This window comes from Cyanobacteria bacterium QS_8_64_29 (genome assembly GCA_003022125.1).
Lineage (GTDB): Bacteria > Cyanobacteriota > Cyanobacteriia > Cyanobacteriales > Rubidibacteraceae > QS-8-64-29.
On record PXQH01000039.1, the window covers coordinates 1 to 22166 of the forward strand.

The following is a 22166-nucleotide window of genomic DNA, read 5'->3' on the forward strand; positions in this document are numbered from 1 at the left end:
GCGATCTAGTGCATAAACTACGAGGATTGGTATCAGTTGCCATTGAAGCCACTCGCCTATCTTAAGCGACGGGCGGGCTAGGGGGCAGCGGCCAGCGACAAATCGGTCAGCCAACTGCCCAAGCCATCCAGGATGAGCTGGACCCCAATGGCCAAAATGAACAGCCCCAGGATCCGGGTGAGCGCGCGGATCCCCGTCTCGCCCAGCACGCGGACCCAAAAGCTGGCCGAGCGCAAGCAAAGGTAGGTAATGCCGCCCATCGCCGCGATCGCCAGGGCCGCCGCCAGCAGCTTCAGGGCCGCCTCGGCCGTCAGCGCCCGGCCGGCTTGCGCGGAGATGCCCAAGGTTACCGCGATCGCACCCGGGCCGGCCAGCAGCGGCACGGTCATGGGCATAAAGGCAATGTCGCCAGACTGCTCGCTTTTGCGCGCCGCCGCTTGGTTGTCCTCGCGCGAGAGCCGCGGTTGCGACTCCATGCTGCGCCAGGCCGAGTTAAAAATGACGATGCCCCCGGCGATTTTGACTACATCCAGCGAGATGCCAAAAAAGCGCAGGATGCCGCCGCCAATGAGTAAAAAGGCCAGCAGGATGGCGACCACGTAGAGCGCGACCTTGCGGCTGAGGTGATCGCGCTCGGGACGCGGGACCTCCAGCGTCAGGGCCAAAAAAAACGGAATGCTGCCGATGGGGTCAACGATGGGAAACAGCGCCACCAAGCTCCCCAGCAGGAACTGCCAAAACGGCTGGCTCTGGGCAATGGAGTCGAGCAACGGACCGCCTCAGCTCGGCTAGTGGGAATCTTGGGGAGGCGCCACGCTCTGGCGCAAGCCCAGCGGCGTTAGGACTACAGTGGCCAGCACGGCCAAAACCACCGCTGCGCTGCTTTGCGAGGACATCTGCCCCGAGGCGATCCCGATGCCCAAAACGATCAGCGTCACTTCGCCGCGCGGCAGCATGCCAAAGGCGACTGGCAGCGGCGAGGGCGGATCGGGGGTCAGGCGCTGGACCAAATAGGCGCCGCCCAACTTGCCCGCCACCACGATCGCGGTCAGGAACAGGCCCATTAGCAGCACGATCCCGCCGCTGGGGCTAAACGGGTCGATGGTGCGCATGTCGATCTGCGCGCCGGTAACCACAAAAAAAATGGGGATGAGCAGGTCGGCAATGGGTTGGATCTGGCGCTCCACGCTCTGGTTGAGCTCGGTTTGGCCCACAATCAGGCCCGCTGCAAACGCGCCAATGAGCGGTTCCAGGCGAGCGGCATCTGCCAAAAAGGCCAAGCCAAAGCAGAAGGCCAGCGCCGACAGCAGCAGCGTTCCCCGGCTCTTGAGCAGCCCCGAAAAACCCACGAACAGCGAGCCCAACAGCCGGCTAAGCGCGATCGCCGCCAGCAAAAACAGCGGCGGCATCACCAGCAGCACCAGCACGCCGGCCGGGTCCAGCCCGCTCCCCACAACCAGGCCGTTGACCAGCGTCAGGATCAAAATGCCGGTAATGTCATCCAACACCGCCGCCCCCAAAATGACCTGGCCCGCGCGGGAGCCAACCATGCGCAGCGAGGTCAGGATGCTAATGGAGATGCCAATGCTGGTTGCGGTCATGGCGGCGGCGGCAAACAGGGCGCTGGTGAGATCGACCCCAAAGATTCCCACCAAGCCTCCAAGGCCGGCAGTCAGCGGCATGCCTACCCCCAGCAGCGCCATGATGCCCGCCTGGGGCGCTACCTTGATGAGCTCGCGCAAGTCAGACTCCAGCCCCACTTGAAATAGCAGCAGGATGACCCCCAGCTTGGAGAGGGTTGCCAGGATCAGCCCCTGGGTCTCAAACAACTCAGCAAGGGCAGCCTCCCCCAAGCCGGGATGAAAGTCCCGGATGGCTTGCAGCAGCAGCGAGTCGCTGGCGGCAACGTTGCTCCCCGGCAGCAGCACCACCTGCAGCAGCGACACCCCCAGCACAATGCCCGCCAACAGCTCGCCCAAAATGGGCGTCAGCCGCAGGCGGCTGGTAATCTCGCCCCCAATTTTACTGCCGATGTAGACCGCAAACAGGCTGGTCAAAACCACCTGCAGGACTGGAGGGCCGAGCGGCTGCGAGGTGGCGGCGGCTGGCACTAGCAGTTCGAGAGCGGCGATCTCGCCCATGGGGATTTATTGGAACCGGTTGGCACGCGTGACTTAAGGCAACTTCGCCGATAGGGGTTTGACCCAGCGCAGCCCCCAACTAGTGGCCAAAATCAGCACCACCGATAGCACCACCAAACTGGCAAACAGCACCGGATCGAGCAGGTCGTTGCGCAAGCCCAACTCGGCGAATACGAGCCCCACCTCACCGCGCGGGACCATGCCCCACCCCACCAGCGCAGGGTTGATGCCCTCGTGGCGCGAGAGCGCATAGCCGCTGGCGAATTTGACCGCAAAGGCCGCCAAGATTAGAAACGCCAGCAGGCCCAAACGCGGCCAAGCTTGGGCGTTCTGCCACGGCAGCAGCAGGTTCAGATCGGTAATGGTGCCAATGTAGACAAAAAAGATCGGCACGCAGGCATCGACCACCGGCGACAGCACCTCGCGGATCAGGCGCCGGATTTTGCCCTGCAGGACCAAACCGGCCGTGAACGCGCCCAGAATGGGCGAGAGCTGCGCCACGCTCGCCAGCAGTACCAGCAGCAGCGTAAACATCAGCGCGGGGGTAATGATGCGCCCGCGCGTGGTCAGGGCTTGCTCGAGCTGCACCAGCAGTGGCGACACCCAGCGCCCCAAAAACGTGGCGATGGCCAGGCCCAACATCGTGCCCACAATCAGGCGCAGGATGGTCAGACTGGTGAGGGTGCCTTCCTGCTGGATCCCCAGCACCAGCGACAGCAGCAGGATCCCGGTAACGTCATCCAGAACGGCGGCCCCCACAATGATTTGGTTTTCGGTGGAGCGCAGGTAGCCGTTTTGCTGCAACAGCTGCCGCGTCACGCCCAAGCTGGTTACCGTCAGGGCCGCACCGACAAACAGCGCCGTGAGCAGCGGCACGTTCCAGAAGGCATTGAGCGTTAGCGAGCAGCCCAGCAGGGACAGGAAAACGCCCGTCCCGGCAACGGCAATCACCTGCGATCGCTGGGCTAGGACGCGGTTGAGATTGGCCCCCAGCCCCACCTCGAACAGCAGCACCAGCACACCCACATTGGCCAGCTCTTGTAGGAAAGCCCCCTGGAACCGAAACACCTGTTCCAGCAGGGCCGGGTCGCTGGTTTGGTGCAGCCAGGCACTCCAGCGCAGCACCACCGACTCGGTCGCATCGGATCCCAGCTGGGGCAAGGTCACTAACTGTAGCCCCGAGATGCCAATGGTCAGCCCGCCCAAAAGCGTCCCCAGCAGTGCCGGAAACCCCAACCGGCGGGCCAACTCGCCCCCAAGCAGGGCCGTCAGATAGATCGCCGCCAAATCCAGAATGACGGTCGATAGCGACAGCCCCTCCAGCTCGGCGGCGGATGCCGCCATGAATGGGGCTGTCCCAGGCATCCAAGCCGTCATGGGCGCTTGCCAGGCGCGAGCGGGTGGCTGCGCGCGATCGCGGCCGCCAATCGCCCCGATCCTAAACGACTGGCTAGAATGCAGTGCGATGGTTCCAATCCAATCGCGCTGGATTGAAGGCCCCAGCCAGAGCGGGCGCACGCAGCAGCTGATCGCGGCCTTTGGGCAATGGCAGCAGGCGCAGCTGCCGGGCAATGGGGGGCTAGAACCGGCCACTGCGCTGGTTCTGGCTGCCAACGGCGACAACCGGAGCGCGCTCGATGATCGGCTCGCGCTCGCTGCAGGGGGCAACCTGCCAGCCACGGTCAAAACGCCGCTGGGCGTGATCGCCGATGAGGTCTGGCTGTTCTGGCCGCTGCTGTGCCAGCGCTTGCAGCTGCCAGCCCGGTTCCCCATCCGGCTGCGGCCTGAAACCGAGCAGGCCCTGGCCGCGCAGCTCTGGCGGCCCGCGCTGGATCGCCAAGCCCTGCAGCAAGCGGGCATCAGCGAGTTGCGCGCCGTCTGCCGCCTGCTGGATTGGTTGCAGCTGGCTGGGGCCAGCGGAACGCCGCTGGCTGCACTGGGCCAGCGGCTCGAGCTCGAGGGGGGCAGCGAGGCGGCGCAGGCCCTGGGGGAACAGGGCCCCTCGCTGCTGCTGCAGTGGCGCCAGTGGTGCCTGGCGCGCGGCCTGCTCACCTACGGGCTAGCCTACGCGCTCTACAGCGAGCAGCTGCTGCCCGATCCGGACTACCGGCAGCAGCTAGCGCAGCGCTATGGCGCCGTTTTTGCCGACGATGCCGACGACTACCCCGCGATCGCGCGCGATCTGCTCGAGGTATTGCGCGAGGCGGGAGCCCCCCTAACCGCCACCTTCAACCCGGACGGCCAAGTGCGGCTGGGCTTGGGGGCCGATCCGGATTGCCTGGCCGGCCTGCAGGCGTACTGCCGGCGCGAGGCGCTGCCGGAGCCAGGTGATGCCGAGCCCGAGCGGCCCGCCGCCCTCAAGCAATCGGTTGTGGCAGCCGTCCGCAACCCTGGCAGCGCTCAGGCGCTGCCGCCAGCGTTTTGCACCCTCGCCACCACCGCCCGCGCCAGCTTGCTGCGCCAAACCGCCCAGGCCATCGCGGCAGCGGTGCACCGCGGCGAGGCAGCGCCGCAGGACATTGCTGCGATTGCCCCCGGCCTGGACGCGATCGGGCGCTACACGCTCACCGCCATCTTGCGGCAGCAGGGCATCCCCGTGGCGCCGCTCAACGAGCAGCGGCCGCTCAACAGCTCGCCCCCCGTCCGGGCGCTGCTGACGCTGCTGGCGCTGATTTATCCCGGCCTGGGCCGCCTGCTGGATCGCGAAGCCGTGGCCGAGATGCTGGTCGAGCTCAGCCAGCAGTCGGGAGCGGCCCCGCCTGCGGCACTCGAGGCCGAACCCGCGCCGGCACCGGCCATCGATCCGGTGCGCGCCGGCTTGCTTGCCGACCACTGCTACCACCCCGACCCCGAGCGGCCGCGCTTGCTGGCCGCGACAGCTTTCCCGCGCTGGGATCGGCTGGGCCACCGCGCGACGCGCGCCTATCAGGGCATCACCGACTGGATCGCGCGCGCCAGCTCAGAGCAACCCAGCGTGCCTGCGGTCCTAGAGCGCGCCATTCAAGACTTTCTCTGGCGCGATCGCCCCTTGCCCTACGAGCGCTCGGCTGCACTGCGCGAGCTCATGGAAACCGCCCAGCACTTTTGGGGCGTTGCCGATCGCCTGGGCGATGCCAGCGAGGCAACCGCGCGCTTCATTCAGCTGCTGCGCCAGGGCGCCGTTGCCGCCAACCCCTACCCACTGCGCCCGGTCTGGGGCGGCCAGGGCGCGGTCACGCTGACCACCGTGTACCAGTACCGCGCCAGCCGCCAGGTGCACCGATGGCACTTTTGGCTGGATGCCGGCTCGCCGCTGTGGCTCCAGGGCGGGGCCGCCGCTCTAGCCGGCGCCCCGCAGTTCCTGCGCGCCAGCTCCGGACGGCCGCCCACTAGCGAGGAGAGCGCTGCCCGCGACCGGCAGCGCCTGGAGCGCATCCTGCGGGATCTGCTCGGGCGGGCGCGCGAGCGCGTCTACCTCTGCCACAGCGAGCTGGCCGTCAGCGGGGCCGAGCAGGACGGGCCGCTGCTGCCGTTGGTGCACGCAGCAGCTGCGACTGACCCCTAGCCGCTAGGCGTTATCGAGCGCCGCAATGCCCGGCAGCTCGCGCCCCTCAATCAGCTCCAAGCTGGCGCCGCCGCCGGTGGAGATGTGGCTCATGCGCTCGGCAACTCCCATGTTTTCCACGGCCGCGACCGAATCGCCGCCGCCGATGATGCTGGTGAGGCCCTGGCTGCTGGTGAGATCGGCGAGGGTGCGCGCGATCGCCTCGGTACCGGCGGCAAATGCCTCCATCTCGAACACGCCCATGGGCCCGTTCCAAATGGCGCTTCGGCAATCCGAGAGGGCTTGCTTGTAGGCCTCGACCGTATCCGGGCCAATGTCGAGCCCCATCCAGCCTTCGGGGATGGCGTCGGCGCTCACGGTTTGGGTGTTGGCGTCGTTGGCAAAGCGATCAGCCACGACTGCATCGGTGGGCAGCATGAACGTCACGCCGCGCGAGCGGGCCTGCAACTCCAGATCTTTGGCCATATCCAGCTTTTCCTCTTCCACCAGCGAGCTGCCCACGCTGTAGCCGCGCGCCTTGTAGAAAGTAAAGCTCATGCCGCCGCCGATCAGCAGCTTGTCGCATTTTTCTAGCAGCGTCGAGATGACCCCAATCTTGCTGGAGACCTTGGAGCCGCCCACGATCGCGGCAAAGGGCCGTTGCGGCTGCTCGATGGCGTTTTGCAGATAGGCCAGCTCTTTCTCAATCAGGTAGCCGCCTACGCAGGGGCTGAGGTGGTGGGTGACGCCTTCGGTGGAGGCGTGGGCGCGGTGGGCGGTGCCGAAGGCATCGTTGACGTAGGCATCGGCATTGGCGGCTAACTGGCGGGCAAATTCGGCATCGTTGGCTTCTTCCTCGGCGTGGAAGCGCAGGTTCTCCAGCAGCGCGACCTGCCCGTTTTGCAACCCGCCAATCTTGCTCGCTACTTCCTCGCCAATGCAGTCGTTGCACTTGACAACGGCTTGCCCTAGCAGCTCCGAGAGCCGCCGCGCGATGGGATCCAGGCGCAGATCGTCCTTGACTTGCCCTTTGGGGCGGCCCATGTGGCTGCACAGCACCACCCGGGCCTGCTTGCCCATCAGGTCGCGGATGGTGGGGAGGGCCGCGCGAATGCGGGTGTCGTCTGTGATGTTGCCGCTGTCGTCAAACGGGACGTTGAAGTCAGCGCGTACCAACACGCGCTTGCCAGCCAAATCGGACGCCGACAAATTTGCTACAGTTTGTTTGGCCATTGCCTCTACCTCGCTTTCTGCCTGCTCGCCAAGGCCCTGCCAGCGGCAAAAGCCTCGTGCTGATTGTACCGTCGCACGTTGCGCGGACGGGAGCGCCATGTTCCAAACGATCTTGTTTCCGGTCGATCGCAGCCGCGAGACGCGCGAGGCCGTCGAGACGGTGGTCGATCTGGCGCGCAAGTACGACAGCCGCCTGGTACTGCTGGCCGCGATCGAACGCTCAGAAACCGATAGTGGCGAGGCCGAAGGCGAACCCTCGCCCCAGCAAGCGGCGACCGAGCTGCTCCAGGGCTACCAGCACTTGCTGGGCCAGTACGACCTCGAAGCCGAGACGCTACAGCGCGAGGGCATGCCCTCGTTTGCCATTTGCGATGTGGCCGATGAAATTGGGGCCGAGCTGATCGTCATGGGCTGCCGCGGCGTGGGCATTAGCGCCGAGGAGCTGGCCGAGAGCGTCAGCAACCGCACGATCAACTTTTCGCCCTGCCCGGTCTTGGTCATTCCCTAGCGCCCGAGCAGCACGGCAATGGCGATCCAGTGGTATCCTGGCCACATTGCCAAAGCCGAGCGGCAGCTCAAGGCGCAGCTGCGCTGGATCGATGTTGCCATTGAGGTGCGGGATGCCCGCATTCCGCTGGCCTCGCACCATCCGCAGTTGCCGGCGTGGCTGGACAACAAACCGCGGCTGACGGTCCTCAACCGCATGGATGCCATTCCCCGCGCGCGGCGCCAGCAGTGGGCAGTGTGGTTCCGGGCGCGCGGCGAGCGCGTCTGGTGGACCAACGCCCAGCAGGGCAGCGGGGTCCCAGCGCTCAAAAAGGCCGCCCAAGCCCTAGGGGAGCAAGCCAACGAACGCCGGCGCCAGCGCGGCATGCGCCCGCGCGCCGTCCGAGCGGCTGCCTTGGGGTTCCCCAATGTGGGCAAATCGGCGCTAATCAACCGACTGGTGGGCCGCAAAGCTGCTGCCAGCGCCCGGCGCGCCGGCGTGACGCGGCAGCTCAACTGGATCCGCTTGGCTCGGGGGCTGGACCTGCTGGATGCGCCCGGGGTCATGCCGCCCCAGCTAGACGACCCCGAGGCCGCCATGGCGCTCGCCATTTGCGGCGACATTGGCGAGGGAGCTTACGACAGCGAGCGGGTGGCGGCTGCCACCATCGACTGGCTGCTGGCGCTGGGCTGGGCGGATGCCTTGCACCAACGCTACGGCATTGAGGCGTCTGAGTGCGGCGGAGAGGCGGCGCTGCAGGCACTGGCCGAGCGCCGCTTTAGCGGCCAGACGCAGCAGGCAGCCGATCGCATCCTGACCGACTTTCGCCAGGGCCGCCTAGGGGCGATCGCGCTGGAGTTGCCCCCCAGCGAGCCCTAGACCGCTTGCGCTTGCAGCTGCGCTTCTGTGACCCAGGCGCTGTGGAAACCGTAGGGCACCCGCTGCGGCAGCAGTACGCGCGCCACGGGCTCGGCCTCGAACGCCTGCGCGTCCACAAAGACCAGCTCGGAGCGCTCGGTATTGGTGTCGTGGACGATATCGAGCAACCAGCCGACATCTTCGGCTGTTTCGTCCGGATGGGGCACAAACGAGGGATCGCCGCCGTAGCGCCCCTCGCCAAAGGCGTGGACCTGCGTGCCGCCGTTGGCCAGGTCGTGCTTGAGCAGCCCATCAAACAGCGGCGTCCGGGTGCCGCTCACCATGCGGGCCGTGTAGCCGTAGCGGGTGGGGCGGCCCAGCCAGCGATCATTGAGGGCTGGGAACTCCGAGAGCGGCTGGGCCAAGCGCTCCTCGCGCACGCCGCCGGTGCTCAAGTTGAACCGCCAGCGGTGGAGGCGGGGCGCGTCTGCCTCAGGGTCGGCGCTGGCATCGCTGGGCTCCAGGACTTGGGTCGAGCTCATGCGGCAGGCTACCAGCACCACCTCATCGCCTTCCTCGTAGGCGTTGAGCGTGTGGAAGACAAAGCAGCTCGGGGCCTCAAACCAGCGGATGCTGTGGCGATCGCCGTGGCGGGGCAGGATGCCAAAGCGGGCAGGGCGATCGGGCTCAAAGGCCAGCGGCGATGCCCCGCGCTCGGCGCGCTCGCTGCGGTACGTCAGCGGCAGGTCCATAAACAGCGTGTAGTGCTCGGTGATGGCAAAGTCGTGCATCATCACCCCCACCGGCAGATCGATGGGCTCGCTCCAGAGCAGCTCGCCCGAAGCGTCGGCCAAGCTGTACCGCAAGTAGGGCGGCTGGGTGAGCGAGTAGCCGTAAAACGGCATCTCGCCGGTGACCGGGTCCACTTTGGGGTGGGCGGTCACCGGCGACTGCAGCTTGCCGCCAAAGTCGAACGGCCCCAGCGTCTCCAGCTCGGGGGCGCGAACGGCATGGGGCGCGCCGCCTTCCCAGAGCGCCAGCAAGCGCCCGCCGTGCCACACCAGCGCCGTGTTGGCCGTGTTTTTAACAGTGCCATCCGGGTTGCCATCAGCGGGCTCCAGCAGCCCCCACCACAGGGCCTCACCGGCTTGGCGCTCGCGCTGGAAGCCGCGAGTGCGCACGTAGCGGTTGTGATAAGACGCGCGGCCGTTGCGAATGCGAATGCCGTGCAGCATGCTGTCGCCATCGAACCAGTGGTAGGTCCCCAGGGGCGAAAACTGCGGGTTGGGCCCGTTGCGCACGAACAAACCGGCGATCTGGGGCGGTAGCGTGCCGATGACAGGTAGATCGTCGGCGCTGGTCTCGGTGCGGATGGGGGCGTAGTTGCCAGCTAGGTAGGGGTTGGTCGTGGGGGCGGTTGCGGTCATGGGCCTAAATCGGGCGCTGACCGGCAGCCTAGCGCAGGTGGCGCTGGCCCTGCGGCGCGATATCATCAGGCAGGCAGCAGCCCGGCACGCGTGCAACCCTCGCCATGCAACCGTCCCACTTGCCCCACCGCACCAAGATTGTGGCGACCGTCGGCCCCTCTGTGCTGCAGCCGGGCGTGTTGCGCCAGCTCATTCAGGCGGGGGCGACCACGCTGCGGCTCAACTTCTCCCACGGCACGCACGAGGATCACCAGCGCAGCATTCGCGCGATCCGCCAAATGGCCTTCGAGCTCAACCAGCCCGTGGGCATCTTGCAGGACCTGCAGGGCCCCAAAATCCGCCTGGGCGAGTTCGAATCGGGGCGAATCTCGCTGGCCCCCGGCGACCCTTTCGTGCTGACGAGCCGGCCCATCGTGGGCAACCGTGAGATTGCCTACGTCAGCTACAACTCGCTGGCTGAGGACGTGCCCGAGGGGGCCACCGTCCTGCTCGATGACGGCAACGTCGAGCTGGCGGTCGAGGCAACCTATCCCGCGCGCAAAGAAATCCACGGCCGAGTGGTGGTGGGGGGCGAGCTCTCCGACTACAAGGGGGTCAACTTTCCCAACGTCTCGCTCTCCATCCGGGCGCTCACACCCAAAGACCGCAAGGATCTGATGTTCGGGCTGGATCAGGGCGTGGACTGGGTGGCGCTGAGCTTCGTGCGCAACCCGCAAGACGTGCTCGAGATTAAAGAGCTCATCTCCAGCGCCGGCAAGGCTGTTCCGGTGGTCGCCAAGATTGAAAAGCACGAGGCGATCGCGCAAATGGAGGCGGTGCTCTCGCTCTGCGACGGCGTTATGGTGGCGCGCGGCGACCTGGGTGTGGAGCTACCGCCCGAGGAAGTCCCCCTGCTGCAGAAGCAGCTGATCGAGACCGCCAACCGCTTGGGCATTCCGGTCATTACGGCCACCCAAATGCTGGACAGCATGGTGAACAACCCGCGGCCCACCCGGGCCGAGGTCTCGGATGTGGCCAACGCCATCCTGGATGGCACCGATGCGGTCATGCTCTCCAACGAGACGGCCGTGGGCAAGCATCCGGTCAAGGCCGTGACCACCATGGCGCGGGTCGCCCTGCGCATCGAGCGCGACAACTTCCCCACGCGCGAGCCCACCGGCGCCGACACCACCATTCCCAACGCCATCTCGGAGGCGGTCAGCCGCATTACCAAGCAGCTGGATGCGGCCGCCATCATGACGCTGACCAAGACCGGGGCGACTGCACGCAACGTCTCCAAGTTCCGCCCCTACCCGCCCATCCTGGCGGTTACCCCGCACGTGACCGTCGCGCGGCAGCTGCAGCTGGTGTGGAGCGTGCAGCCGCTGCTGGTGCTGGATCTGCCCTCAACCGGGCAGACCTTTCAAGCCTCAATTGACGCCGCCCAAGCTTCCGGCTGGTTGGCGGAAGGCGATCGCGTGGTCATGACGGCCGGCACGCTGCAAGGCGTGGCAGGCTCCACCGATTTGATCAAGGTTGAGGTGGTCACCGCCGTTTTGGGCCAGGGGACAGGTGTCGGCCAGGGCCGGGTCAGCGGTCGGGCGCGCGTGGCCCATACCATCCGCGAGCTGGGCAGCTTCCAACCGGGCGACATTCTGGTCACCCCCGCCACGGATGCCGAATTTGTCGAGATCATCCGCCAGTCGGCCGGCATCATCACCGAGGAAGGCAGCCTGACCAGCCATGCCGCGGTCATTGGCCTGCGGTTGGGCATTCCGGTCATTGTGGGCTTTAGCGGCGCGACCGAGACCATCCGCGAGGGGGCCATTCTCACCCTGGACGTGCAGCGCGGCTTGGTGTATGCCGGCGCCCGCTCGGGCAAGCCCACGCCCGAGTCCCCAGCGCAACTGTCGGTGGACTAGCGATCACCTTCATACCAGCGGCTAGCACGGGGGCGTGCTGGCCATCTAACAGTTTTTTGGCAAATAGATTGATATTGTATTTCAATAAAGGTAGTTTACTGGTAGCAGCGACCAGGGTTGCTGCCAACACGAGCAAGGAGGTCAGCTATGTCTGACAATCTCGGTCGCATCCAGATCGACATCACCGAGACCGAAGCTGCTACCACCACGGCCGTTAGCTCCGGCTTTGACGGAGCCGATGGTGGCAAAGACGGTGCCGGTCCGCCCCGATCATAGTGGAGTCACTCAGCTAGTAGCAGCTAGCAAGAGCACAACTGCCAGTGGACTAGTAACGGCCTAGCGGCATTGAGCCGCTAGGCTGTTGCTTGCGGTCAACCCCCCTTACCAGTTGATCGAATAGTTGATGCTAAACCGCCGGCCGCGTGCAGCCGGCCTAAATTGGGGGAACCCAGGGAAAGCATTTGCCTGGGTGGGGGCAGTCACGTATTGGTTGTTCGAAAGGTTTTCAATTCCAATTGTGAGTTCCCCGGACCCGATCTGAATGTTGCTTATGTAGTCTAAAACTACATAGCTATTGACTGGAGCAGCATCAGCTTCAACATTGCGGTTCCCGACAGACAGAACTTGAAAGCGGTTGCTCCAACTAGGCGTGGTCTGGTTCTCCAAATAAGCAGTCACCTTGACAGGTGGGATTTGACTGGTAGGCAACTTAGTAAAATTACCATTGTTGTTGTTGTTGTCCGAACGTCCCTGAGTCCACGTAAAAGACCCGCCAAGCTTCCAACGCTCGGCCGGTTGCCAATCTACTTTGGCCTCTACCCCCCAGGTATTTTTGGGGTCGCGCTTAATTGTCTTAATCGTTCGGCCCGACTCTAACTCTCGCGAGCTAAACCTAACTCCCAGCTCGGAAAAGGTATAGAAGCTCGATATTGAGGCCTGGACCGAATCCCAGTTGCCGCGCAGTCCCACTTCGTAGTTATCAACCACTTGCGGCTCCAGATCGAGTTCATCAACCCCCTCGCGGATACCGCGACCAACGTCCGGAATTTGAAATCCTTGCGAGAAAGCAGCGTAGAAGTTCAAGCCATCGGAAATGTCATAGGTTGTGCCGATGTTAAAGACTGTGTCATTAATACTGACATCCTGTCCCGGTTGAGTGCCTAAATTGTCTGCTCTGGTGAAGTCGGTCTCAAAACTATCGAAGCTAACGCCAATTCGCTCGTGGCGTACCCCGCCGCGCAAGTTCAAGCGATCGGTTATTTCCCAATCAAGCTGAGCAAATGCACCGAAAGATTCAAGATTATAGCGTGGGGCCAGTACCGTTTGTTCGCCAGTGTTGCGGAACTTATTATTTTCAACTTCTTCCAGAACGTTTCTGGGTTGAAAGTTGGTTTCGTTGACGTAGTCTGCTCCCCAGACCAGGTTGAGCTTATCGTTGTCTGCGAGCGGCGTTTCTGCATCCAGGCGGAAGCCCCATTGTTCGTTCTTTGCAATGGTTTGTTTAGGAGGATCGTTAAAATCAAAAACGCCGACCTTATTTTCAAAGTCGCGGTAGAAAACCTGCGCATCTAGGTTGCCGCTTAAAAAATCCTCGTGAGAATAACTCAGATTGAGCACTACATTATCTCTGCCCGGCTTATCTTCAATATCGAGCTCTTCTACCTCTTTGGCAAAAGCTATTTTCCCTGGCGTATTGTCTGCGCTGCGAGCAACAAAGTCAGTATCTTGTCGCTGGTTGAATAAGTTAACGCTAAATTGGACGCGCTGCTCGTTAGTAATGTCTGCCCCTAGCTTGCCGAACAGGTTGGTGCTCCGGGAGTTACCTAAAGAATCGCTACTAGTCAGACGCCCAGGTATCCGGTCACTTTTGGCATCAAAGAATGCACCAACTGAATCAAAAGATCCTGTAAAAACGTAGTCAAGATCGCCAGCGTTGCCCGTCAGTGTTTGCTCAAGGGTAAAGCCCAGGCTGTCGTCGAAATTAGTAGTTGAGCCGTTAAATTCAAGGCTTGTCGTTGCGCTAAACGGGTGATCGCCAGGCGAACGCGTAATGATGTTGATGACACCACCAGCAGCATTGCCACCATAAATTGCTGTGGGACCGCGCAAAACCTCAATGCGCTCGATGGCAGAAGGGTCAATTGTGGCAAAGTCTTTAAAAGAATCGCGATTGTTTGATTGCGGAACGCCGTCAATTAGGACCTCAAAATCGCGACCGCGTAATGTCTGGCCGAGTGTAGAGGCAGCTTGCGTCGGCGCCGCAAACCCGGGGACTGTCTTACCCAGAATGTCCCCGACATTGCGCGATAAATTTGATTGCCGCTCGATCTCTTCGCGATCGACGACGGTGACGGAGCGCGGTACGTCCTGCTCGCGCTCCTCCGTGCGCGTGGGCGTGACAATTAGCTCAATGGTCTCCTGCGGTTGCTGCTCCGCAGCCGTCCCCTGTTGCTGAGCAGGTTCGCCCTCGGCTTCCGGTGCCGCCTGCTCGTCGGGTGCCTGCGCCGTGACTTGTTGGGTGGAAGCCGCCACGCTCAGCCCCTGCGGCCCGGAGCTAACCTCAGCTTCAGGGATGGCATCGGTGCCCTCTAGCACTACCCGCACCGTGTTGGGGTACTGCTGCACCACCTCTACCGAGACAATGCCAGAAGCTGGGTTCTGGCGGCTGAAGCCCTCCCCTTGAGCAAACTGCAACTGCGTGTTAATAACATCAATTGCTAGCGTTTGCCCGTAGCGGGTTTTGAGCGTCTCTAGCTGCGCGCCATTAGCGGCTTGTAGTTGCACGGTCACGCCGCCGTTGCTGCTATTGAGCTGGACGCCGGTAATGGCAGTTGGCGCTGCTTGTGCCACTTGCGGGGCGGCAGCCAGCACGGCGCTGGCAATGCCCAGTTTGGAGAGCTCCAGTCCCAGTCGCATAGAATATTCCTCACAACGTCAGTAGCAAAACGGTAAGATTGCTGAAGCGCTCAAACCGCAGCACTGACGGTGCAATTTAGAATAGTTTGCAATAAGCGTTCCGCTAACTTAAATAATCTTAATCTTATGCCCTAAAGAGGAGGTCAAGCCGTGAAGCGACTGCGCGCCCAGTGGTGGTTGTACCCTTTGCTAGCCCTGGCCATGCTGGTGTTTGTGGCCTGCAGCGGGACTGACGAGTCCCAGGATGCCTCCAGCTCGTCTCAGGGGACGCGCACTATCGAGCACGCCATGGGGACTGCCGAGGTGCCTCAAAACCCCGAGCGCATGGTGGTTCTGGATTACGGGGCTTTGGAGAACATCCTGGCCCTCGGTGTGCAGCCGGTAGGCGTCCCGCTCAACAGCAACCTCGACCGGCAGCCCGAGCTCATCCGGCAGCGCTTGCAGGGTGACCCTGAAACGTTCCGGCCCGGCCAGCCCAATCTGGAACGCTTGCTGCAGTTGGAACCGGACCTAATCTTGGGCAGCAAGCCTTGGATCGGCCAACACTACGAGCGCCTCTCCCAGATTGCCCCCACCGTGGTTACTGAGACCAATAACATGAAGTGGCAGGCCAATCTCAAGTTTCACGGCCGCATGCTAGGGCGCTCTGAGCGAGCCCAACAGCTGCTCGACGAGTACCAGCAGCGCTTAGTGCAGTTCCGCCAGCAGCGCGATGCCGGGGGCGAACTAGAAGTATCGGTAGGGCGAATCTTCCCAGACCGCGTCCGGCTCTACCTCAAGGACTCATTTAGCGGCAACATCTTGCAAAAAGCTGGCCTCAAGCGGCCAACGGCGCAAGATAAAGACACCTACAGCCAAAAAATTAGCAAGGAGCAGTTCCAAATGCTGGATGGCGATGTCATGTTCGCCATTGTGGTGGGGCAAGAGGCTCGGGCAACGCTCGACCAATTCCGGCAAGACGCGCTCTGGTCGCAGCTCTCGGTAGTTCAGAGCGAGCGAGTTTATCCCGTTCCCGGTTATTGGGTAGGCTCCAGCATCCTAGCCGCCAACCAGGTCGTGGATGATCTGGAGCGCCACCTGCTCGATGGCTAGCGCCCCCTAGGCTGACCCTCTAACGGTTTTTGCAATAACTAAGTTGACACTATATCTCAACAAAGCTAGTATACCTAGCGGCAGTCATTGGTACTGCCGAAACGAAAACAACGAGACAGGAGGTCAGCATGTCTGACAATCTCGGTCGCATCCAGATCGACATCACCGAGGCCGAAGCTGCTACAACCGCCGTCAGCTCCGGCTTTGATGGAAACGATGGCGGCGCAGACGGTTATCCCCATCGCTCGTAGTGGGGGACTTAGCTAGCAGCTAGCTAGCTAGCAATCGCGCTAGCGCGATGCGGGACAGCGGCAAATAACCTGTAGCGCCTCTGCAGGAAGCTGTTGCCGCTGTTCCGCACCGTTAATACCAATTTGAGCAGTAGATGCACGCTAACTAAAGAACATGACTCCCATATTGAGGGAGCTTTGGAGGTCGAATCTAGTGCACAAACTACGAGAATTGGTATAACATTGTTCTCCCTAGGCGCTACTGAACCGGCTCACCATGAAAGGACTCACCCCGTTACTTGCCCCGTACTCGCTCGAGACCTTTTTGGCGCAATACTGGGGCCAGCAAGGCCTCAAGTTAGAAGCCCCGGATCGCACCCGCTTCCAGCACCTGTTTGGTTGGGCGCAGCTCAACGAGCTACTCAACTACCACGACAAACCCCATCCGCACTTTCGCCTGGCCTCGGACAAGAAGGTGCTGGATGCTTCAGCCAACGACGACTTCCTCAAGCACTGCCGCAATGGGGCGACCCTCATCATCGACGGCGTCCACAAAAAAATCCCCGCCATTGCCGAGCTTGCCTCGGCCGTGCAGTACGAGCTGGGTTTGGGCCACAGCGCCCAAGTCAACGCCTACTGCTCCTGGTCTGGCAAGCAGGGCTTCGATCGCCACTACGACACCCACGAAGTCTTTATCTTGCAAATTGAAGGCAGCAAGGAGTGGTTCGTTTTTGACGATACAGTGGGCCACCCACTTGCTGGGAGCCAGACTCTCCCAGAGCAAGCCCCGCAAGGCGAGCCCTACATCCACACCACGCTGGAGCCGGGGGACTTGCTCCACATTCCGCGCGGCCACTGGCACTATGCCCTAGCCCAACAGGAGCCTTCCATTCACTTGACCCTGGGCGTGCGCTGCCACACCGGCGTTGACTTGGTGGACTGGCTCAAGCAAGAGCTACAGCAAGAGCCAGCTTGGCGCCAAAACCTGCCCCCTGGTACGACCGAGCTAGATTCCGCCACGCTGGCGCGCTACGTGGACGAGCTCGCCGAGCGGCTGAAAGCGCGCCTCGCCAGCCCCACCCTCAGCAGCGAGTATGCCGACTACCTGGCCAGCCAGCAGTCGCCATTTTGCAACTACTCGGTGCCTTACCAAGTGGGCTTTGGGCTGGACCAAATTGGGCCAGAGACAGTCTTTAACCGCCCGCGCTACCAGCGCACGTTTGTCACCTTTTTGCCCGAGCAAGGCAAGCACAAGATCCGCTGCGGTCGCAGCGAGATTAAGCTCAAAGGCGTGCCGCGCACGTTCCTAGATAGCGTCTTGGGTAGCGATCGCTTTAGCGGCCAAGACGCCTGGAACTGGCTGCCGGACTACGACTGGGCCAGCGAAGTGCAACCGCTGCTGGCATACTTAGTCCGTGAGGGGGTTATTGCCATCGAGCGCCTGGGGGTGTCCCCAAGCTCGGACGGCGCCCCCGCGCAAGCCCTGGCCTCGCAAGCCTCGCAGGAGTGAGATGACCGACGCCTTTGCCTGTGCCGACGCCTGCCGCGAAGCGGGCGAGTCCCCCATTGGCATGGCCGCCACTCACGAGCGCTACGTGCTGGTCGAGTGCCCGCCGCCCTGGCCCTACCAGGCGCCCCAGGCCAAGCCGGTACCAGACGCGTTGCGGGCGCTAATCGACGAGCTTAAGGGCACGGTCCGGTTTCTGTTCGTCCATAGCGAGGCCCACAAGCAGCCGGGCGCCAGCCGGGTGCTGTTTTTGCGCCGGCCGGCAGGCCGCGCGCGCGTCTACCACAAATCCGAGGCAACGGTGCGGGACTTGAGCGAGGTTGCCCCGCTGGTGCGCGCCTACCTGGCCGGGGAATCGCTGCCGCAGCTGCAGGATTCGCAGGCCACCCGTGACATTCTGGTCTGCACGCACGGCACCCATGACAAGTGCTGCGGCCGCTACGGCAACCCCTTTTACCAGCAGGCCTGCCAGATTGCTGCCGACCGTCAAGACGTGCGGCTCTGGCAGAGCAGCCACTTTGGCGGGCATCGCTTCGCGCCCACCGCCATTGACTTCCCCGATGGACGCCACTACGGCTTTCTAGACGGTGAGGCATTTGCCGCCATTCTGGCGCGCAGCGGCGACATCCGCTACCTGGACCGCGTTTACCGCGGTTGGGGCTTGCTGCCCGGCCCTCTGCAGTTTCTAGAGAAAGAGCTGGCGCTCAGGCACGGTTGGGACTGGTTCGGTTACGCCGTCGCCGGCTGGGTGCTGTCGCAAAACGCGGATGGCAGCCACCAAACCCTAGAACTAGCGTACGAAGCGCCCGATGGCACATTGAGCGGCTATCGCGCCGAGGCCGTTCTGGATGAGAGCCAGACCGTCTGCATCTATGGCGCTTGCAACCACGAGGCCCCCTCGCGCTTTCCCAAATTCGCCATCCGTAACTGCACGGCCGTTCAGCCCGCCTCGGCGGCAACCTAATCCAAATCCAGCGCCATCCAGACGTGCGGGATGCCCAAAAACGCAAACCGCTCGCTAGTCTCGCGAAAGCCCAGTTTTTGATAAAACGCGAGCACCGGGAGGCGCACCTTAGCCTCTAGGCGCTGAAAGCCTGCCTGCCGCCCCCGCTCGATTAGCGCCTGCATGAGCTGCGTACCAATGCCCTGCCGGCTAAACTCGGGCGAAACGGCCACGTATGCAATGCCGCCCACCTGGGCGGACAGGGGACTCAACCGCGCCGAGCCCACAATGCGATCGCCCACCACGGCAACGAGGTGGTCGGCTTCGTGATCGCGGGCATCCCGCTCGCTGCCGGGCGGCATGCCCAGCGGCTGCCGCAGCACCTGCCAGCGCTGGCGGTACATGGCCTCCAACTCGTGGAGCTGGGGCGGGCGAACGGTTGCAGCCACCATAGACACTCAGGCCACCAGCAGGGCGTCGCGCGCCAAGCGCGCCAGGCGTTGCTCGATGCACTCGGGCGGCTCGCCCAGGGCAGCCGCCAAGTCGGCCCGGTCGCGGCTGCCATCGAGCAGGGCGAGCAGCTGCGACTCCGCCTGGGCCAGGTCGATGCTCTGGTGGCGGCGGTTGGTGGCCCAGCCGTTGCGTTGGGCTTGGTAGCGGCTGACAGCATCCGCCATGGGGTAGGGGCCCGCCGTTGCGGCCAGCGGCAGCGCGCGGCCATGCAGCGCCACCAGCCCCACGCTGTAGCCCAGCAGCAGCTGCTCGGCCAGCTGGCGCTCTTCGCGCGCCGGGTCCTCGCGCTCCAGTAGCCGCGATCGCGCTTGCTGCAGCAATTGCGGAAAGGGCAGCGCCTGGGGCCAGGCCTGGGCTAGGGCCAACAGGGCTGCCTTGGCGATGGGGGCTTGCGTGGTGAGGGTGTTGCCTTGCGCGTCCGCGAACGTCACGGCCTGATGGTCGGACGCCTCGGTTGTGGGTTGAGCCTGCGAAGCTGCTGCGAGCGGCTTGACGCGCTCGGGGGATAGGCGGCGCTGCAGGCTCACTTCCTGGTGGCACAGCAGCGTTTGCCGGAAGGTGCGGTTGTAGAGGATGTCGCGGTACTGCTCGGCCTGGATTAAATCGGGAGCGAGGCGATCCAGTGCCTGCGCGGCAGCCGCCGAGCCTTCGCCGGCGAACATGCTTTTGAACTCGGCCTCGCCCAGGTATTGCAATCCCCGGGCGCTGGCGCGCTCCACAAACTGATGGAAGTAAACCGGGTCATTGTCAGCTTCCAGGTACTCGTGGAACAGGTAGGCGTCGTCCTTGTCGCGCAGGCGCTCCAGCTCCTGCGAGATTAGCGTTGCGTAGGCCCCGCCCTCCGCGGACTGAGCCTCGCTGGCAAAAGCCGGTAGCAGTTCGTCGGCAAGCTCGCGCGCGGCTTGGATTTGGGCCTGCGCGCCGCTGGCCTGCTGGGCCCGGTAGCGCACCAGCTCGCGGGCAATGCCGCGCCAGTGCCAGCCGGGGTAGGTGTTGTAGCTAACGTAAGCAATGCCGCTGGCGCTCAGATTCTGGCGGCAGATCGCCAGCAGTTGGTCCCGGACGTGCTCGGGCACCCAGGAATACACGCCGTGGGCGATGATGTAGTCAAACTCGCCAAAGCTGGCGTCCAGATCGCTTAGGTTGAGAGCCTCGAGCGCCAGGTTAGTCAGGCCCAGATCGGCGATCGCGGCCCGGCCGGCCTCCACCTGCACCGCGGATACGTCAATGCCCACAAACTCGCTGCGCGGCAGCCGCGCCGCCATGGGGATGAGGTTCCCCCCATCCGAGCAGCCCAACTCCAGCGCGCGGCAGCGCTCGATGGGCGGCGGGTCCATGCCAAACAGCGTCCCAATAGTGGTCAGGCGAGCGGGATGGGTCTGGGAAAAGGCACGACTCCAGTAAGGGACGGTGTCGTAGCGCTCGGCCGTGTCCTCGCGGGGGTGAGCTTCTGTCATGCGAAGCGCCTAATTTGTTGCAACTTATTTTAAATAATGCGACTGTAGGGCAAACTTTAAACGGCTCGGCTGCCCCTGTCAAGCCTGCAGCTCGCCACGGCCCCCCGGCAGCTGCAACGATCGCAGGCAGCCATTGCACCCAAGCGAGCCGCCATGCGCACCTTTGTCATTATCTGGTTGGGGCAGCTGGTCTCGACCGTTGGCAGCCAGATGACCGGCTTTGCCGTGGGCATTTGGGTCTGGGAGCGCACGGGCTCGGTCACGGCGCTGGCCGGGTTGGGGCTGGCCTCGCAGCTGCCGCGCATTGCGCTCAGCCTCTATGCCGGGGTACTGGCGGATCGCTACTCCCGCCAGGGGCTCATCATCCTGAGCGATTGCGTTGCAGCCGCTTCAACCGTTGCGCTGGGGGCGCTGTTCTGGGCGCAAGCGCTGCAACTCTGGCACCTCTACCTGGTGTGGGCCCTCAACAGCGGCTTTAGCCTGCTCCAGAACCTGTCCTACTCGGCCTCAGTGGCCATGCTGGTGCCGCAAGCGCAGTACGCGCGGGCCGCCAGCATGAACTCGGTGTTTCACTACGGCTCCGCCACTGTGGCGCCCGCCATTGCGGGGGTGCTCTATCCGCTAGTGGGGCTAGCGGGGATTTTGGCGATCGATTGGGTCAGCTTTGGCGTCGCGATCGCCACACTGGCCACCCAGCGCATCCCTCAACCCGAGCGTACAGACTCCCCACCAGCGGGGAGTGAAAGCGTATGGCAGCGCTTTGGGTTTGGCTTTCGTTACCTGCGCGGGCACGGCGGGCTGGCGGCATTGTTGGCAGCAACCTCGCTGTTTTGGCTAGCGCACGATCTGGGCGGTGCCCTGCTGCGCCCGCTGGTTTTGGCCCGCACGGACAGCGATGCCACCGTGCTGGGCTGGGTCTATTCGGCTGCGGGGGTAGCCGGCGTGCTGAGTGCCGCCATTATTAGCACCAGGGGGGCGCCGCAGCGCAAGCTCAACGGCCTGTTTGGGGGCATGATGGGGACCGGCGTTTGCAAAACGGTCTTTGGCTTGGCCCAAACGCCCTTGGTTTGGATTCCGGCCCAGTTTGGCTCCTCGCTCAATTTTCCGCTCATGCGAAGCACTAACGACACTATTTGGCTCAACGAAGTTGACCTGGCCGTTCAAGGCCGGGTGTTTTCGGTGCGATCGCTATCGCGGCAGGTTGTTGGGGCGCTGGGGTTGGGCATTGCCGGACCGCTGGCCGACTACGCTTTTAAACCTGCCATGCAAGCGGACGGCTGGCTAGCGCCATTGCTGGGCGATTTTTTTGGCACGGGCGAGGGCGCCGGGATTGCGCTGCTGTACGTATTGAGCTCGCTCTGCCTACTGTTAGTGGGAATAGGCAGCCAGCTTGCTTGGCGGCAATGGCATGCCGTACGGGGGTGGGATGCGTTGGGCAAATACTGAAAGGCCGTTAGCTACTCGGCGGGAAGCTCCGCACTGTATGCGAAGCATCAGCGTCGGGATGAGAGCCAGGAACCCTGAGGGGGGTTGACACTCTGAAGTGCCGGGATCGAGAGAATCTTGCTGCTCAAGATTCGCCTCAGGACGGAAACAGTAACACCTCCGCAACTGGCAATAAAATACGACTCGTTCCAGAAAACAGGTTTTCGATAGAGCTGAGCTACGCACTCAAGGAGTTCGTCTCTCAAGCGGCGAGCAGTAACCGATTTGAGATTACCGATAAACTTGGTTAACGGAAGTTGGGGGAATACTGAAACAGCAAATGAATGCGATCCTATTCTCCATTGAACGCCACGAACTTGCAGTCTCATACTAATTACGAATAATATTGCACTATTTTGGCGGAGCGGACCGCTTGCCGGATGAACTTCCAATTGGTGAGCGAGCGGATGGTCTGCTCCGAGAGCTGGTTGAGCTGCTGGAACAGCCACTGCT

At 63.3% G+C, this 22166-nt stretch carries 17 protein-coding genes; 8 read left to right on the forward strand and 9 right to left on the reverse strand.

Features of this window, described 5'->3' with window-relative positions:
* Positions 1–77 precede the first annotated feature (77 nt).
* Genes BRC58_06490 through BRC58_06500 form a run of 3 tightly spaced genes read right to left on the reverse strand, consistent with a single transcriptional unit; the run spans position 78 to position 3518 of the window.
* Entirely contained in the window at positions 78–758 is a 681-nt protein-coding gene (locus BRC58_06490; GenBank protein ID PSP17363.1) for an antibiotic resistance protein MarC, read from the reverse strand.
* A gap of 30 nt (positions 759–788) precedes the next feature.
* Positions 789–2141, reverse strand: coding sequence for a sodium:proton antiporter (locus tag BRC58_06495; GenBank protein PSP17347.1), 1353 nt, complete (start codon positions 2139–2141; stop codon positions 789–791).
* 33 nt (positions 2142–2174) lie between these two features.
* The gene (locus BRC58_06500; protein ID PSP17348.1) at positions 2175–3518 is read right to left on the reverse strand and encodes a sodium:proton antiporter; all 1344 of its coding nucleotides are present in this window, start codon (positions 3516–3518) and stop codon (positions 2175–2177) included.
* An 88-nt stretch (positions 3519–3606) separates the two neighbouring features.
* Here BRC58_06500 and BRC58_06505 point away from each other — a divergent pair, with 88 nt between their 5' ends.
* Complete coding sequence (locus tag BRC58_06505; protein ID PSP17349.1) at positions 3607–5685, forward strand: hypothetical protein; 2079 nt, start codon at positions 3607–3609, stop codon at positions 5683–5685.
* Positions 5686–5688: 3 nt separating this feature from the next.
* Here BRC58_06505 and pgk read toward each other — a convergent pair whose 3' ends face one another.
* On the reverse strand, positions 5689–6897 hold the full coding sequence (gene pgk, locus BRC58_06510; protein ID PSP17350.1) for a phosphoglycerate kinase: 1209 nt from the start codon (positions 6895–6897) through the stop codon (positions 5689–5691).
* Positions 6898–6994: 97 nt separating this feature from the next.
* Here pgk and BRC58_06515 point away from each other — a divergent pair, with 97 nt between their 5' ends.
* On the forward strand, positions 6995–7405 hold the full coding sequence (locus BRC58_06515; protein ID PSP17351.1) for a universal stress protein: 411 nt from the start codon (positions 6995–6997) through the stop codon (positions 7403–7405).
* Positions 7406–7423: 18 nt separating this feature from the next.
* Complete coding sequence (locus BRC58_06520) at positions 7424–8263, forward strand: ribosome biogenesis GTPase YlqF (GenBank protein PSP17352.1); 840 nt, start codon at positions 7424–7426, stop codon at positions 8261–8263.
* Here BRC58_06520 and BRC58_06525 read toward each other — a convergent pair.
* The gene (locus BRC58_06525; protein ID PSP17353.1) at positions 8260–9669 is read right to left on the reverse strand and encodes a 9-cis-epoxycarotenoid dioxygenase; all 1410 of its coding nucleotides are present in this window, start codon (positions 9667–9669) and stop codon (positions 8260–8262) included. The genes BRC58_06520 and BRC58_06525 overlap by 4 nt on opposite strands.
* Positions 9670–9773: 104 nt before the next feature.
* Between BRC58_06525 and pyk the strand changes: the two genes are divergently transcribed.
* On the forward strand, positions 9774–11570 hold the full coding sequence (pyk, locus tag BRC58_06530) for a pyruvate kinase (protein ID PSP17354.1): 1797 nt from the start codon (positions 9774–9776) through the stop codon (positions 11568–11570).
* Positions 11571–11951: 381 nt separating this feature from the next.
* Here pyk and BRC58_06535 read toward each other — a convergent pair whose 3' ends face one another.
* Positions 11952–14486, reverse strand: coding sequence for a TonB-dependent siderophore receptor (locus tag BRC58_06535; GenBank protein ID PSP17355.1), 2535 nt, complete (start codon positions 14484–14486; stop codon positions 11952–11954).
* Between the two features lie 201 nt (positions 14487–14687).
* Between BRC58_06535 and BRC58_06540 the strand changes: the two genes are divergently transcribed.
* The 3 genes from BRC58_06540 (at position 14688) to BRC58_06550 (ending at position 18279) form a co-directional block, all read left to right on the forward strand.
* Positions 14688–15578: an iron-siderophore ABC transporter substrate-binding protein gene (locus BRC58_06540; GenBank protein PSP17356.1), complete on the forward strand. Its 891-nt coding sequence runs from the start codon at positions 14688–14690 to the stop codon at positions 15576–15578.
* Positions 15579–16085: 507 nt separating this feature from the next.
* Positions 16086–17318 carry a cupin gene (locus BRC58_06545; protein PSP17357.1) on the forward strand — a complete coding sequence of 411 codons (1233 nt, stop codon included), beginning with the start codon at positions 16086–16088 and terminating at the stop codon, positions 17316–17318.
* 1 nt (position 17319) lies between these two features.
* A complete protein-coding gene (locus BRC58_06550; protein ID PSP17358.1) occupies positions 17320–18279 on the forward strand; it encodes a sucrase ferredoxin in 960 nt (319 codons plus the stop codon).
* Here BRC58_06550 and BRC58_06555 read toward each other — a convergent pair.
* On the reverse strand, positions 18276–18710 hold the full coding sequence (locus BRC58_06555; GenBank protein ID PSP17359.1) for a GNAT family N-acetyltransferase: 435 nt from the start codon (positions 18708–18710) through the stop codon (positions 18276–18278). The two genes, BRC58_06550 and BRC58_06555, sit on opposite strands and share 4 nt — an antisense overlap.
* A 6-nt stretch (positions 18711–18716) precedes the next feature.
* Complete coding sequence (locus tag BRC58_06560; GenBank protein PSP17360.1) at positions 18717–20228, reverse strand: hypothetical protein; 1512 nt, start codon at positions 20226–20228, stop codon at positions 18717–18719.
* Between the two features lie 153 nt (positions 20229–20381).
* Here BRC58_06560 and BRC58_06565 point away from each other — a divergent pair, with 153 nt between their 5' ends.
* On the forward strand, positions 20382–21674 hold the full coding sequence (locus BRC58_06565) for an MFS transporter (GenBank protein ID PSP17361.1): 1293 nt from the start codon (positions 20382–20384) through the stop codon (positions 21672–21674).
* Positions 21675–21721: 47 nt separating this feature from the next.
* Here the strand turns inward: BRC58_06565 and BRC58_06570 are convergent, their stop codons facing one another.
* Positions 21722–22042: a hypothetical protein gene (locus BRC58_06570; GenBank protein PSP17362.1), complete on the reverse strand. Its 321-nt coding sequence runs from the start codon at positions 22040–22042 to the stop codon at positions 21722–21724.
* Positions 22043–22166 lie beyond the last annotated feature (124 nt).